The 15,321-nt window shown below is 63.3% G+C and carries 11 protein-coding genes; 5 read left to right on the forward strand and 6 right to left on the reverse strand.

Going from position 1 to position 15,321, the window contains the following annotated elements:
• Nucleotides 1-6: 6 nt before the first annotated feature.
• From rpsD to PLU72_10690, 5 genes are all read left to right on the forward strand, one after another.
• The gene (gene rpsD, locus PLU72_10670; protein ID HOT28642.1) at nucleotides 7-642 is read left to right on the forward strand and encodes a 30S ribosomal protein S4; all 636 of its coding nucleotides are present in this window, start codon (nucleotides 7-9) and stop codon (nucleotides 640-642) included.
• Between the two features lie 20 nt (nucleotides 643-662).
• Nucleotides 663-1,679 (forward strand): DNA-directed RNA polymerase subunit alpha, encoded by a 1,017-nt coding sequence (locus PLU72_10675; GenBank protein ID HOT28643.1) that lies wholly within the window; start codon nucleotides 663-665, stop codon nucleotides 1,677-1,679.
• The gene (locus PLU72_10680) at nucleotides 1,676-2,227 is read left to right on the forward strand and encodes a L17 family ribosomal protein (protein HOT28644.1); all 552 of its coding nucleotides are present in this window, start codon (nucleotides 1,676-1,678) and stop codon (nucleotides 2,225-2,227) included. The genes PLU72_10675 and PLU72_10680 overlap by 4 nt, the downstream gene beginning before the upstream one ends.
• A 23-nt stretch (nucleotides 2,228-2,250) precedes the next feature.
• Nucleotides 2,251-4,587, forward strand: a complete 2,337-nt coding sequence (locus PLU72_10685; protein ID HOT28645.1) for an ATP-binding cassette domain-containing protein — start codon at nucleotides 2,251-2,253, stop codon at nucleotides 4,585-4,587.
• Nucleotides 4,588-4,957: 370 nt separating this feature from the next.
• Nucleotides 4,958-5,887 carry a glycerophosphodiester phosphodiesterase family protein gene (locus tag PLU72_10690; protein ID HOT28646.1) on the forward strand — a complete coding sequence of 310 codons (930 nt, stop codon included), beginning with the start codon at nucleotides 4,958-4,960 and terminating at the stop codon, nucleotides 5,885-5,887.
• A 16-nt stretch (nucleotides 5,888-5,903) separates the two neighbouring features.
• Here the strand turns inward: PLU72_10690 and PLU72_10695 are convergent, their stop codons facing one another.
• The 6 genes from PLU72_10695 to PLU72_10720 form a co-directional block, all read right to left on the reverse strand.
• Nucleotides 5,904-6,479: a TrmH family RNA methyltransferase gene (locus PLU72_10695; protein ID HOT28647.1), complete on the reverse strand. Its 576-nt coding sequence runs from the start codon at nucleotides 6,477-6,479 to the stop codon at nucleotides 5,904-5,906.
• Nucleotides 6,472-7,476 (reverse strand): phosphate/phosphite/phosphonate ABC transporter substrate-binding protein, encoded by a 1,005-nt coding sequence (locus PLU72_10700; GenBank protein ID HOT28648.1) that lies wholly within the window; start codon nucleotides 7,474-7,476, stop codon nucleotides 6,472-6,474. Before PLU72_10700 ends, PLU72_10695 begins: the two co-directional genes overlap by 8 nt.
• Entirely contained in the window at nucleotides 7,473-10,313 is a 2,841-nt protein-coding gene (locus PLU72_10705) for a hypothetical protein (protein ID HOT28649.1), read from the reverse strand. Before PLU72_10705 ends, PLU72_10700 begins: the two co-directional genes overlap by 4 nt.
• On the reverse strand, nucleotides 10,265-11,461 hold the full coding sequence (locus PLU72_10710) for a cache domain-containing protein (protein ID HOT28650.1): 1,197 nt from the start codon (nucleotides 11,459-11,461) through the stop codon (nucleotides 10,265-10,267). The genes PLU72_10705 and PLU72_10710 overlap by 49 nt, the downstream gene beginning before the upstream one ends.
• 76 nt (nucleotides 11,462-11,537) lie before the next feature.
• Nucleotides 11,538-12,665, reverse strand: a complete 1,128-nt coding sequence (locus PLU72_10715) for a hypothetical protein (GenBank protein HOT28651.1) — start codon at nucleotides 12,663-12,665, stop codon at nucleotides 11,538-11,540.
• Nucleotides 12,666-12,697: 32 nt separating this feature from the next.
• Entirely contained in the window at nucleotides 12,698-15,304 is a 2,607-nt protein-coding gene (locus tag PLU72_10720) for a VIT domain-containing protein (protein HOT28652.1), read from the reverse strand.
• Between the last annotated feature and the right edge of the window lie 17 nt (nucleotides 15,305-15,321).

The following is a 15,321-nucleotide window of genomic DNA, read 5'->3' on the forward strand; positions in this document are numbered from 1 at the left end:
AACGATATGGCTCGCTATTCAGGACCCAGTTGCCGCATTTGTCGCCGCGAAGGCGACGCGTTGTTCCTCAAGGGCGCCCGCTGCTTCACGGACAAATGTTCCATCAAGCGCCGCGCCAAGATTCCCGGCCAGCACGGTTCCGACCGCATGGGCAACAAGAAGCAGACCGGCTACGAGATCCAGCTGCGCGCGAAGCAGCGCGTCCGCAAGATGTACGGGATTCTCGAGCGCCAGTTCCAGAAGTATTACGAGATCGCCAGCCGCAAGTCGGGCAACACCGGCGTGAACCTGCTGCACGAGCTCGAAACCCGCCTGGACAACGTCGTGTTTCGCATGGGCTTCGGCATTTCCCGCGCCCAGGCCCGCATGTGGGTCACCCAGGGCCACTTCACGGTCAACAACCGCAGCGTGAACATCCCCAGCTACCAGCTGCGCCCCGGCGACGTCATCGCCCTTCGCGAGAACAGCTCGCTGCGCAAGACCATCAAGGACATCATGGAAGCCTCGATCAGCCGCGAAACCAGCCCCTGGCTCGACGTCGACCGCGAGAACTGCAAGGGCAAGTTCGTTTCTCTGCCCGAGCGCGCTCAGCTCGATCCGAAGATTCAGGAATCGCTCATCATCGAGTACTACTCGCGGTAACGGCTCAAGGAGGCACCTGCGTGATCGAAATCAATCGTCCCAAGGTAACGTACACGACCGATCCGGACAACGAGAACCACGGCACGCTCGTTCTCGAGCCCCTGGAGCGCGGATACGGCCAGACGCTCGGAAACTCGTTCCGGCGCGTGTTGTTGGCTTCGCTGCCCGGCTCGGCCGTCTCCTCCGTCAAGATCGACGGCGTGTTGCACGAGTTTTGCAGCATTCCGGGCGTGGTCGAGGATGTCACCGAGATCGTTCTCAACCTCAAGAAGCTCGTCGTGAACCTGGAACAGGATGAACCGCTGACCGTGCGGCTCGAAGTGAAGGGGCCCTGCCAGGTCACCGCGGCCGACATCGCCGAGAACGACAACCTGACCATCATCGACAAGGACGTCCACATCGCCCATGTCACGGGAAATATAACCCTTGGTATGGATATCACCTTCAAGCGCGGCCGCGGCTATCATCTGGCCGATCAGCACAAGGAAAACAACCAGCCGATCGGCCTGATCCTGGTCGATTCCCAGTATTCGCCGGTCACGAAGGTGATGTATAACGTCGATGACGCCCGCGTTGGACAGGACATCAACTTCGACAAACTGACCCTTCAGGTCTGGACCAACGGCAGCATGGAGCCCTCCGAGTGCATCGAGCTCGCCGCCAAGTTCCTGAAGGCCCACATCGATCTCTTCACCGACATCGAACTTGAGGAAGAGGTCGAGGAGGAACAGGGCGACGAAGACGAGAAGCCCGGCAAGAAGGAAGACCTCGTCATGGTTTCTTCCCAGAAGAAGGAAACCCCGCAGAAGGGGCACCATGACATACTCATCAAGGATCTCGAGTTCTCTGTCAGGTCCCGCAACTGCCTGAAGAAGGCCGGCATCAACACGCTGGGCGACCTGGTCATGAAGAAGACGACCGAACTTCTCGAGATCAAGAATTTCGGGAAGAAATCCCTGAAGGAAGTTCGCGAGAAACTCTCCCAGTTCAACCTTCAGCTTCCCGGTGACGAAAACGGCGGAGGAACCGACGAATGAGACACAGTAAAATCGGACGCAAATTCGGGCGCGAGTCCCATCAGCGAACTGCGCTGCTGCGCTCGCTCTGCTCTTCGCTCGTGAAATACGAGCGCATTGAAACCACCCTGCAGAAGGCCAAGGACATGAAGCGCGTCATCGAGCGCGCCGTGACCATGGCGAAGGGCGAGAACGCCGAGAAGAACCCCGAGCTTCTCAAGTTCTTCCACAGCTGGCACGACAAGGAACTGATCGGTCGCGATGCGATCAAGAAGTTCATCTCCAACCTGAACAAGGAGACCCGCGAAAGGGTCGAGAAATACCTCGCCGATCCGAAGGCCAATCCGAAGCCTGAGATCATCACCGAATATCTCGCTTCCGAAGGCGACCGCGCCAAGGGTCCCCGCATCCTTCGTCTCGAAGGTCTGCTGAGCAAGCTCGTCAAGCGCATCGCCCCCCGGTTCAAGGACGTGAACGGCGGTTACACCCGCATCTACAAGACCGGCTACCGGCGCGGCGACGCGGCCGAGATGTGCATCATCGAGTTCACCAAGCGGGAGAACGCCTGACCGGCCTCCTGGCGGACCTCTGAATGATCCGCTTCGAGCAGGTCAGCTTCCGTTACGGAACTGACGAACAAGCCTCCCCGATCATCGTCGGGGAGGTTTCGTTTTGTCTGCGCCCCGGAGAATGCGTCGGGCTCGCGGGGAACAACGGCTCGGGCAAATCGACGGTCGCTCTCCTCGCGAAAGGACTGCTGCTGCCGCTCAGCGGAAGCGTCACGGTCGACGGGACCGACACGCGGGACCAGACGGAAGAGCAGAAGACGCGGGTGGGGCTGCTCTTCCAGGACCCCGATCATCAAATCGTCGGTACGACGATCCGTGAGGATATCGCGTTCGGGCTCGAGAACATCGGCCTCGAGCCGGGGGAGATCGAGCGGCGGATCACGACGGAAGCGGAGAGGCTCGGTCTCACCGCGTATCTGGACCAGCCAGTGCATACCCTTTCCGGCGGAACGCGTCAGAAGGCGGCTCTCGCGGCCGTTCTCGCCTCCGGGCCCAGCTTCATCGTCCTCGACGAGCCGACCTCACAGCTGGACCCCTGGGCCCGGGAATCGCTCTGGCGGCATCTCGATGAAATCAGGTCGCAGAGGGGGATAGGCCTTCTCGTCATATCTCAGCACCGTTCCGATATCGAACGGTCGGACCGCGTCATGGTTCTCGCAGCAGGCAGGGTCGTTGCAAACGATACTCTAAATAATATTATTGCAAGTATATCAGCAGACGCCGCCCCGGCCGATGATGACCCTTTTCTCATCTTTCGCGAGGGGCGGAGGGATGGAAACATTGCGGCGGCGCCGCCCGCCGATCGGCCCGAGATTCCTTCCGGAGGTGGAAACAAACTCGACGGACTCTCTTGTGCCGGGCTTTCCATCGGATACGCTCGGAACGTCGTCCGGAAAGGACTGGGCGGAACGTTTCCGTCCGGCGGCGTGAACCTCGTCGTCGGTCCGTCCGGAAGCGGGAAAACCACGTTGCTGATGACTCTCGCGGGGTTTCTTCGGCCGCTCGAAGGGAAAATCACGGCGGGAGGCGATTCAGCGTGGAGCCCGGAAGGGCGCATCGGGCTTGCGTTTCAGAACCCCGAACGGCTGTTTTTCTGTGAAACCGTCGGCGAGGAGGTCTGTTTTGCCCTGCGCCAGAAAGGCGTCGAGGTGACACGTGCCGCAGATGTGGGCAGGGCGTGGCTTGAGGAGTGGGGGATCTCGTCAGACATCTTCTGGCACAGGTCGCCCCTGCAGCTATCCGGCGGGGAGATGCGCCGGGTCGCCCTCGCGGCATGCACGATCGCAAACCCGGACCTATTGCTGCTCGACGAGCCTCTCGCAGGGCTGGACGCCGCAGGGCGGCGCCGGGTCAGCGGGATCATCGCCCGGCTCGCGCGCGAACGGATCGTGATCTGCGTCACCCACGATCCTGAGGAACTGCTTGCCGACGCCGCTTCCGTGCTGTTCCTGCATGGCTCTGCGGCTGACTGGTTCGGGAGCGGAGCCGCGTTCATCGAGGCGATGCGCTCGGCGCCGGGACGTTTTCCCCTGCCAGGTCTCGTATCGGAAACAAGCGATGGAATGACACGGCAGGGGAATACGACCGAGCCGGAAGCGTCGATTCCGGATCGACAGGAACCGAGCTCAGTCCTTTCGGAAACCGGAAACACCTGGCTCTATCGGCTCCATCCCATCGTGAAGGGATGCGTCGCGCTGGGAATCATCCTGATGCTCTCGGTCGTTCCAGGCAATATCGGCCTGACGTGGCTCTGGCTTACCGGCCCGCTGTTGATCGCCCTTGTCGGTGGCGCCCCGGTTGGTGACGCACTCAGGGATCTTCGCCGAATCTGGTTCCTCGTGTTTCTCGTGGGGGCGCTCAACGTTGCTACCGGTGGCGAGGATGCCCTCGCAACGGCGGCCGAGAACATCCTGCGGCTGTGTGGCGTCTGCGTGTTCGCGACGATCTACGTCGCGATATCGACGCAGGCGGAACTGATGTCCTTCTGGGAGACTTGCTTCACGCCCCTGGCGCTGTTGGGCGTCAGCGTGCGCGAGCCGGCCCTCGTCATGGTCGTTGCCGTGCGGTTCCTTCCCGTCATGCTCGAGGAGATCGAGCGGATCAGGCTTGCGCAGAGGGCTCGCGGCGCCCGGTTCGACGTCGGTTGGCGCGGGGCTGTCGTGGCCATTCTCCCGCTTCTCGTGCCGACCCTCACGGTGGCGATCCGCCGGGCGCACATGCTCGCCGTCGCCATGGAGTCGCGCGGGTACCGCCTGACCGGCCGCCGGACGAAATACCGCGTCTATCGGCTGTCCGCAGCGGATTACGCCGTCGGCCTGGCCATGACCGCGGCCGTCTTCGGCAGCGCGTATATCCGATGATTTATTGTATAGCAGTTCGTGTGAACATAACCGCCCGTTCGACATAACCCTCTCGCATTTCGACGCCTCAGGGCGAACGGAACATCGATTTGCATCTGCAGGATTCAGGTAACACGGTATCGATTTGAGTCGCATTCCTTATGCGAGACTACTCGTCTCATATGTCGGGCAACAGCTATCACGAGTAAAATATAATTTCTCCAGACCGACATGGCACAGCCGTACGCCCTGAGCTTGTCGAAGGGCGAGTGCATTCGTGCTTCGACAAGCTCAGCACGAACGGTATCGAGTATGCGAGTGATTGTCGCATTATGTGAGACGAGGAGTAGTATACTTGGGCCAAGTTCGAACGACGTTCAGGGAGGCCACGATGATGATTCGTCTTCTTGCCGGGTGCCTGCTTTCGATCGCCTTATCGGGCGTCTGTTTCGCCCAGACGGCGCAGGAACGGCCCGTGCTTTGCATCGCCCATCGGGGAGCCAGGAGCGTTGCGCCGGAAAACACGCTCGATGCGTTCAGGATCGGCATCGAGCGGTTCGGCGCCGACATGATCGAACTCGACGTGCATCTGAGCAGGGACGGCGTGCCGGTCGTGGTGCATGACGACACGTTGGAACGATGCAGCGATGTCGCGACGTGGTTCCCCGATCGGAAACCGTGGCGGGTGGGGGATTTCACGGCAGCGGAGCTGCTGACGCTCGACGCGGGAAGCTGGTTCGTCGAGAAGGACCCGTTCGGGCAGATCGCCGCCGGCGCCGTTCCCGCCGCCGACCTGAAGCGGTTCGGAAGCGGCCGGGTACATATCCCGACGCTGAGGCAGGTGCTCGGGTTCGCGGCCGCGAGGCGCGTGCGGGTGAACGTCGAGTTGAAGAATTTTCCGATGTTCTACGATGAGCTCGCCGAAAAAGTCATCGCCGAGGTGCGCGCCGCCGGTATCGCCGACACGACGGTTCTTTCGTCGTTCGATCACGAACTCCTGGCTCACGTAAAAACAATAGCTCCTGATATTGAAATTGCGGCGCTGTGCGATCAGCCCGTGTTTCCGCTCGCGGGCTACCTCGTGGGGCAGATCGGCGCCGATGGCTTCAATCCCGGTTCCGACGTGGTGGGCATCGGCAGTCTCGCCTGGCATCGGACCGGGGCCGTGCGCGAAGACGTCATCCGTGCCGCCCGCGAGGCGGGGCTGAAGGTCTGCGTCTGGACGGTGAACGACCCGGTCGAGATGATGGCACTGATACGCGCTGGCGTGGACGGAATCTTCACGGACTTCCCGCAGCGGATGAAGGCGCTCGGGAACTGACGCGGCGCGGACCGGTTCAGGTCGACGGCGGAACGTCCTTTCCCTTCCCGGGTTTCGGGGCAAGCCACGGCTGAGCGCCGTTCGCGCACTTGCACAGGCGGTCGTACAGCACGACGTTGATGCATGCGGCGAGATTCAGACTCGCCCTCGTCGGGATGTAGATCGTGTCGCGGCACCAGGAGAGGGTGCGCTTCCCGAGCGTCATGTGCTCGCCGCCGAACACGTAGTAGGCGAGCTCGGGGTGCCGGTATTCGGGCAGGGGAACCGCGCCTTCGACCAGTTCGACGGCGACCGGCACGAAGTGATAGGGCACCGTCATCCGCAGGTCGTCGACTTCCAGGAGGGGGGTTCGGCGATACTGGTGGCCGACGTCGGTCGACGCCTTCTTGTAATGGGCTCCGCAGATGGCGACGAGGCAGACGCCGTAACAGCCTGCGGCCCGGAGCGCGCTTCCGATGTTCTTCTGGTCCTGCGGGTGGTCAATCGCGATGCAGGCCTGGCCCCATCCGTCGTGCCGGCCCCTGATTCGGTCCTCTTCGCAGCGGGCGAGCATCTCGGCGAGCGAGTCGTATGCGTGTCGGTGTTCAGTCATGCCGTGTCTCCGATGCGAAGGATGGTGATGAGGGGAGGAGCGGTCCGGAGGCGCCGCCGGCCGGCGCCGGGGGCCTTGAAAGAAGCGACTGGACTTCCTCTTCCGATGCGAAGCGGTTGAGTCCCCGCCACTGGTGGAGTTGAGCGACTTCCCCTGATGCGGAGGGGTCGAGGTGCATCGAGAGCAGGGCGGAGGTAATCGATGCGGCCAGGTGGGGCGGCAGGTTGGCGCGCGCCACGAGCGGATCGTAGGGGATCGGGCCCGTCGTGGCGATATACCGCACCCGTTCGGCCATGGAGGCGGTGCCGCTGTCGGGCGTGATCGTGTACACGGCGGCCGCGTCGTACACCCCCCGGACGACGCCTTCGATGCTGGTCACGTGGCTGTGGGTGAAAACGACCTTTCCGAAAAACCGGAGCGGATCTATATTGAGTGATGTGAAAAGCTTGTTCGGGAAAAAAAAGCCCGACCCGGAGTTGCGCTCGACATAGGCGAACGTACGGCCCTCAAGGTCCCCGATCGTCCGGAACGGGCTGTCGGCGCGGACGATGATTTTCCCGAAATACTCCACGCTGTCGTTCTGTACTGGCCGGCAGATCACCTTCCACGGCTTGCCGAACCCCAGATGCTCGTATGAAGCGTGCGAGAACCAGGCGATCGAGACGCGCTCCTCGTCCATCAGCCGGGCGAGGGCCTCGTAATCGGGAGCGACGTTCAGCTCGACGGGGCGGCCGAGTTTTCTCGAAAGATACGTGAGCAGGGGTTCCATGCGGGTCTTCAAGGCGCGGGGACCGAGAAACGGGATCACGCCGAACACGAGAGGCGGGTTGGGATTCACGAGGAGGGTCACCGGAACGAGAGGACGCTTCGGGCTCGAGGCGAAAAATCCCGCCGCGGCGACCAGCAGTACGATCAGCAGCCAGAGGCGCGATCGCCAGGAGCGGCTGAACGTCGGAAGTTTCGATTGGAAGGGGAGCTTCATCGGAGGCGAAGTCATGTCGGGTTCTCCTGCGGTCGCAGATAGGCGAAAAGGAGGGATTCCTCTTCGCAAGAGAGGGGCGAAGCCGCCTGCCCCTCCAGTGCCGGGCCCGGGACTCCGCCGAGCTCTTTCAGGCGGAGATGGATCCGGAGGAGCGGTTCGCTTATTTCGTGGGGCAGATTCGTCTCGAGAAGCTCCTGGGCGACCGAGCTCGTGAACGGATCAGAACTGCGAAGCCGGTCGAACGCTGAGAGGATCGTTTCCGGTCTCGGAGTTGCCAGGAGAACCATGCGGCAGCACATCAATGCCCGATCGCTCCATCGGGAAACCGCCGTTTCGGCATCGGAAGGAGACCAGCCGGCTTTGTCGCCTCTTCGGATGCAAACGAGCAGCTCGGCTTCTCGGAGAATCAGGTGCAGGAGCGTGAGAGCGCCCGGATCGGCTCTGCGTCCGGGCGTATCCGGTTGGGTGGAGGTGATGACGCGGTTCAGCAAAGGAATCGCCGCTGCCCATCCGGGGAGTTCGTCGGCTTGCGGCACGCGGCACCAGTTCCAGACAGGCTCGAGGGACGGCGTCTCGTCCGGCTGTGCGCGGCCGATGAGCGTGGCACGCAACATCTCGAGGGTGTCGGGAGACGCCTGGTCGAGCAGGCGCATGAGGCCTTCCCGCGCTTCGGGCTGGTCGAGGCGAAGGATTCGGCCGACGATGTCGAGCCCGGCGGTTGCGCCGATCGAGCGGATCGTGTGGGACAGTTTCTGCCGCTCGGCGGCGGTGAGGCCGTCCATGAGAGAGCGTATGCGGGCAAGCCGCTCGCGCGAGGAATTTTCGATGAATCGTTTCGCGAGACCGGCCCGGGCCGGGTCTGCGTGACCGCTCAGCCTGCCGAGCGCCGCGAGTCCGCCCGAAGTCGGAAGCCTGCCCAGCGAGCGGATGGCGATCAGGGCAACGTCGCGGTCGGGGTCGTTCGCGAGCGTTTCGATCGAATCGAGAAAGAGAGGCAGGGCGGTTTCCCCCATGACGGCTGCTGCGGCCGCTCTGGACGGCGGTTCCTGTGCGCGGGCCATGCGGGAAAGCGTTCCGAGCGCCGCTTCAATGCCGCTCGCGTCGCGGGCGAGCCGGAGGAGGGCGAGAACGGCGCTTCCGCGGACCCGGTGGTGGTCGTGTTCGAGATACATGGCGGCGAGTTCCTCGACGGGAAGCCCCCCGTTCGTCCGGCCGAGAGCCTCGAGCAGGTCGGCCTGGAGACGCGGGTCGTCGACCGTCTGGAGGAGGCGCGCGGTATGTGACACGGCCTCGGGACCGAAACGGTCGACGGCAAGCCGCGCCAGTGCCGTCAGACAGCGGGGGTTCGTTTCACCGGAGAGGCGTGGAAACACGAGCTGGCGGAGCGGATCGTCCGGGAGGCGCTCGATTTCCTGGACCGCTTCGAAGCGGACCTGCGGGTCGTCGTGGACGAGGAGTTCCCGGAGGCGGAGCAGGCGTTCGTCTTCAGGCAGGAACCCGATCGAACGAAGGGTTTCGTCGTCGGGCGCGGCTCCCGTGCCTGCGAGCGTCTCCCGCAGGGTCGCCGCATATCCGTGATCCAGGCGGAGGTGTACAAGAAGGAGGCCGCCGTAACAGAGAGCCGCGAGCACGAACAGGCCGCCGATCGGCACGAGATCTCTGGCGACCAGAAGGACGACGGACGCGGCGATGCTCGCCGCCGAGGAGACGGTCGATATGTCGCGTCGGTAGCTGCCGCGCGCGTTTGCGGGGAAGGCGCCGAGCAGAAGGGTCGTCGCGGGAACCGTGAAATTCTTGCTGTTGAGCAGGACGACGAACTGGGTGACCGCGACGACGGGAAGAGCCGGGTGAACCGAGGCGGCGAGACACAGTCCCGTAAGAAGAAACGGCGTCAGGAGAAGGATGCGGCCGATCGGCATCGAGGCGAAGACCCAGTTCATCACCGTCATCTGGAGGATGACGACGGTGAAGTCGGCGGCGGCCCCGAACAGGCCGAGGAACGACGCGATGGCGGTCGCGTCGCCGAAGTGAGCGGTCACCGAGGCGGAGAACAGGTAATCGATCAGAAACCGGTTGAAGACGATCAGGACCGAGGAAACCAGGAGCAGCGCGGCGAGCGGCTGGCGGAACGACGGGGCGGGGGGCGGCGCGTCCGCTTCCGGAGCGGAATGTCCGGCGGCGGGGTGTTCGGCGGTGGGGCGGCCGTGATCGTGCCGCCCGATCTGCTGCAGGACGAACGCTCCGATGCAGAGGACGGCCGTGTTCAGCCAGACGAGTGGTTCGATTCCGGCGAAATCGAGTACTGTCTTCATTATAATACCACTCAATATATAGCCTATGCTGCCGGCGCCGTAGATGGCCGGCAGGCGGCGCTTCGCCTCCTGGAGGGTGAGAAGCTGGTTCGCCATGGCGGCGAACGCCTGGTTGGTCAGAAGATCGACGACCATGCCCCCCACCACGCCGGCGAGAAGCACCGGCCCTGCGTCGGAGCCGGCCACCAGGGCGGTGACGACGGAAAAGCCGATGACGGGCAGGGAGAGGGCCGAGAGCATCCAGTGACCTTCGCGGCCCGCCATGCGGCGAACGAACGAATACTGCAGGGCGATGAAGGAGACGTTGCCGGCCAGGTAGGCCCAGGGAAGCATCGCGGAGCCGAGATGCTTCAGCAGTCCCGCGAGCCAGGTCAGGTAGAGGACGTTGTTCGTCCCCTTCTGGACGAGGAAAAACACGGCGAGCAGCCAGACCAGACGCGAGCGGGAAGGGGGCGGCGCGGGGTGAGCCGCCTGCGCGGGGGCCGGCGAGGTCACGGCGTGTTCGTCCCGTTTCCCGGCCCGTTCCATTCGCGGTGCCATATTTCATCCATGAGCCGGTGCTTTTCGAGCGTCGCGGTCATGTCGTTGAATGCCTGACACGTTTCCGCGAGCTCGTCGTTCCCTTCGACCGGGAGCCGGTGGGTGACGGCCCCGTTGCCCACCTCGCGGATGCCGACGAACAGCCGGTTCAGATGGCCGGCGAGCGGGAAGGCCAGAGCGGCGCCGAACCCGGCCGCCAGAACGAGGCCGAGACTGAGCAGGACGGCAAGGTCGCCCAGAAGGTGCCTGAGGGGTCCGAGCACTTCTTCGCGCGGCCGGGCCGCGAGAAGATAGCCGTGAAGCACGTTCATCGGGGTGACGACCCCGAGATAGGGGCGGCCGTCGAGCTCCAGGGTGATGTCGACGGGGGCGTCGGAAAAAGCCGGGCTTGCTCCAGTGGCGATGCCGGTCAGGCCTTCGGGAAGATGCTGTCCGCGAGACGTGATGAGTCTGCCGGTGCGGTCGCAGAGCAGAAGAACGTCGCCCGACGCGAGGGGGTAGTTCTTGAAGATGTCGATGAGTTCGGGGCTGTCGAGGTTGATCGCGCAGCTGAGCACGCCGATGACGCGCCGCAGGGTCGCGAAATCGAAGATCGGAACCTGCATGACGAGGGAATCGGCGCCCGAAGAGGTGACGATTTGCCCGGCGAACGAGGTTTTTCCCGTCCGGACGGCGGTGAGAAACGCTTCCTGGGCGGCGAGAAGCGAGGGGCTTTTCGCGCCGACGAGCGTCCTGCCGATGAAATGCTCGTCGAGGGCCTGGTCGCGGTTCCGGAACGCGAGGTTCGTGATGGTGCCGCTCGCGTCGTAGACGAAAATGCTGTACAGGACCGGGTTCAGGTCGAGAAACCGGTACAGGGAATCCATCTGGCCGGCTCTGTCGAACCGCTGGATTTCAGGGGTCTGGGCCAGGAGGGCGGCTTGCCGTTCGTAGCCGCCGATGACGGATTCGATGCCGTTCCTGATGGCGGCCGTTCGGGTCTGCATCGTCCTGATCGCCTGCTCGACCAGTTCGTCATGGAGGCGCCAGACGAGCGCCCCGCCGACGAGCAGCATCGGAACGAGGCCGGCCAGAATCGCCGTCAGGACGACGCGAGCCGCCAGCCGGCGATACCACGGTAGTTTTCCCGCCGCGGAAGGCGCAGACACCGTAGGAAATCCCCTCTCTGTCAGAGTATGGCGGCATCCAGTATACCACGGGCGGAACGATTCCGGGGATCCTGCCTCAGGGCTGCTGATCGCCTCTGGAGAAGAGTTCGGCTTCCTGCATTCCGCTTTCGAGGGCGGCGAGGTCCTGACGCACGTTTTTGATTCCTGCGTAGATCGCGTCCGATGACGACTGGAGGGTCTGGATGTCGGAGAATTTCAGGGCGTTGAGACGGTCGAACGTGCCCCGGATCGTCTCGATGATCTGGAGCCGCTGGACCTTGATCCGCTGGCGGCAGACATCGAGTTTGCCGAGTTCGGCGATGCGCTGGCGCTTCATCTCGACGGCCTCGTTCAGTTGGGCGCGCACGACCTCGTCGGTTGCGGAGGCGGCTTCCTTCTCGAGATCGTCGCGCTCGCGTTCGAGCCCGGGGAGGTCGGTCTGGGCGATGACGGAACACAGGTGGGCCGAGCGAAGCAGAAGGCGCGCATGGTCGCCGAGGAGGCCGTCGATCTGCTCGGCCGTGCCGCCGAGCATCTTCTCGAGAGAGGGGTCGGAGCCGTTGAAAAAGCCCCGGACCCGCGCCGCGTCTGCTTCGACTTTCGTGAACTCGGAAAGATCGGCGTCGGTGAGGGATTCCCCGCCGGATTTTCCGCCGGCGGCCTGGAGAAGGCGCTTCACGACCCTGCTCCGGTCGACGACGGCGCCCAGGTTCTGCCCCGCCGCGCCGGCGACGGTGAACAGGCGGTGGGTCGGGATCCAGCCCATGGCGGCGGCCGCCACGAAGGCCGCTCCGGCGGAAACCAGCGTCGGAATCGCGATTCCGGCCTTGAGAGCGATCAGGGGAACGTAGAACACCGCGAGGCCGCCGAAGAACCAGCCGGGATCGCGCTGGTGCAGCGAGACGAGCAGCGTCGTCAGGAAGACGATGAACACCAGACTCCGCTCGGGGTCGTCGATGGTGCCGCCATATATTTTGAATATTATATAAAGGTTCACCAGGAATCCCGCCAGCGACACGAGCGTTCCGGCCACGGCGTTGCGATGTTCGCGGATGGGCGAAACCGCGACGGTCGGAACCGTCGCGGTTTTCGCGGGAGACCGCGGGGCGGGATGAACGGCCGCAATCGGAGCGGACGTGGGCGTGGCGGTTGTCCCGGCGTTCCTGGTTGGTGTCCGGGATGGGTGTCGGTCATTCTGTGGCATGCGAACCTCCGATGGCGGCCGTCAGGAGAAGGTCATTCCTTCTTCTTTCCCTCGTCGGGATCACGGTCTTCGATTTCAGACAATTCCCAGGGGGTTTCCCCAGCGTTTTCATCATGGCTGGAAACGGCGTCATAATCAAGTGGTTCGGCGTTCACCGGCCCCGTGCGACTGACCGGGATGCTGGAGGCCGGTTCCGTGGCCGGTTCTTCCGCGTCGGGGCCCCAGATGAGGAGTTTCAGGAACACGAACGGGAGGGTGATGATCTTCCAGGTGAGCCACAGGCCGATGAGGAAGATCGGAATGTTGATGGCGAGGCTGACGATGGGCTGCAGGACATTGTTCCACAGTTTCGTTTCCCAGGGAGTCCCGTCCTGGTAATTGATGTTGATGTTTCCCAGGTTCGAGGGTTCGACGGTTCCGTGGATGGCGCAGTAGATGACGCCGCCGCCCGTCAGGTCGCCGGAACTCAGGTAAGCGCAGCCGGCTTCCGGCCTGTTGATGCCGCCCTTCAGATAGTTACTCTGCTGGAGACCGTCGATGACCTGGTCATCGACCATGCAAAGCATCGGGTCGTGGTCCATGTTATACATCTCGACGGCGCCGAGAATGACGCGCATGTTTGCGTAGCACGCCTTTTCGCGGCTCTGCTCGCGGGCTTTCCGGAAGTTGGGGACGAGCACCGCGGCCGGGAAGAAGCCAGAGACGCCCCATGTGCCGATCGGCTTGGCTTCCTGGCGCGAGACGACCGTGACGGGAGGCCGGGCCTGATTTGCATGGGGAGGCATGACCGGCGTCGCGGCGTAGCTGGGCATCGAGACCGGGGCAGGCGCCTGGGACGGCGTGACGCGGGACTGGCGGTTCCAGGCGTTCGCCTGCTGTTGCTGCCAGGGCTGGTGCGCGGGTTTCGCGGCGGCGACCTGTTCGGGGGAGACGGAGACGAACGAGGTGTAGCTGGTGGTGAACTGGTAGGTCTTGCTGAGGCGGATCACTTCGGCCTTCTTCTCGGGATTTTCGCCGTAGGCGCGCATCTCCCTGATGAGATCGTCGGCCTTGGTCTTCGCCCAGACGCGGGCGACGAATTTATTGGCATCGCTCTCTTTCACGAACTCGGCGGAAACGGGATAGCTCTGCAGGGAGCCGTTGAGCGTGCCCTTCAGCGTCAGGCTCGCGATGCCGTCTCCCTCATACCGGCCGACGATCACGACCTGGGAGCCCTTGTAGATGTTCGGAATCGTCTTGGGATACAGCTCCGACACCTTGATACCGCCCCAGTCGATGCCGAGGTCCACGAGCAGGGGCTTGCTGATCGTCTCGTAGAACCCCGTCAGCTTCGCTTCGAGAGTGTCGTTTTCGTGCACGTAGAGCGCCTCGCCGCGATTCTCGAGGGCGAGTTGGTCGAGAAGTTGCGTGGAGACGTTATCACCCACGCCGAGCGCGAAGGTGCGTATGCCGGCGGTATTCCGGTCCTTCATGTTCGCGGCGATGGCGTTGAGATTGGTGATGCCGACCGTGGGCTCGCCATCGGTCAGGAAGACAATGGCCTTCGTGGACTTGGTCGTGCCGAACAAGCTCACGGCGGATCTCAGGGCCTCATCGATGTTCGTTCCGCCCGTTGTGTCGAGGTCGGACACGAACCGCTTGGCGTCAGCCCTGTTCGACGGGTCGGCGCTGACGAGCGTGTCTTTCCAGACGCTTGTCGTATCCGAGAAGGAGATCACGCTGAACCGGTCGTCGGCGTTCAGGTGGTCGATGAAAAAGTTGTAGGCGGCCTTCGTCTGCTTGATCTTGTAGCCGCTCATGCTGCCCGACACGTCGAGCACGAACACGATGTCGCGGGCGACGATGTCGCCGGCGTCGACGACTTCCTGCGGGGCGAGCATCATCATGAAGAAGCCCTTGTCGCCCTTGTCGGGCTGGGTCGAAAGGAAGTTGAAGCCCATCCGCTGGGCCGTGACTTCGTACTGTATCTGGAAATCGGCCGCCGGCAGCTCTTTCGAACGCTCGAACGTCACCTGCCAGTGATTGTCGTCGATGCGCCGTGCCTGGGCCGGGTGCGAGGGGGTCTTGACGCCGACGATCTTCTTCTGGTCGCGGATGTCGATCACGACCGAAACCAGGTCGAGGTTCTGCTGCTGGATTCTGGAAATATTCATAGGTATATTATACGTGATGATACCGTTCGAGTAGTCGAGCACCTCGCTGTAGGTCAGGTCGATCTTCGCCCTGCCGCCGGCGGGGACGGCGCCGACCTTCGTCTCGAAACTGTTCGGATCGGCCTGCTGCGCCATTGCCGGCATCATGCCGGTGCTCTGGGCGTTCTGGTAGATCTGCTGGGCGTCCTGTTTCTCCTCGATGGCGCCGACTTGCCGGATGCCGTTCGGGCCGGTCAGGCCGAACTCCTGCACCGACGCCTTCTCGTTCAGCGGAAACCGGTAGCTCGTCTCCTGGGTGACGTCGGATGTGTTGATGAAGCTCTGCTCCAGCTTCGTGACGGCGACCTGGTTGTCGATCGTCACCTTGACGCGCTGTTCGAGCATGGGAAGCTGACCCTGCGGGCCATACAGGTGCAGCGCCGTGGCGGGAACCGTTGTGAACGCAAGCGTGACCAGCATCATCAAGAGCGATATCGTGCGTATCATGGCCTTTCCTCCTGGTG

Source organism: Candidatus Ozemobacteraceae bacterium (assembly GCA_035373905.1).
Classification (GTDB): Bacteria; Muiribacteriota; Ozemobacteria; order Ozemobacterales; family Ozemobacteraceae; genus MWAR01.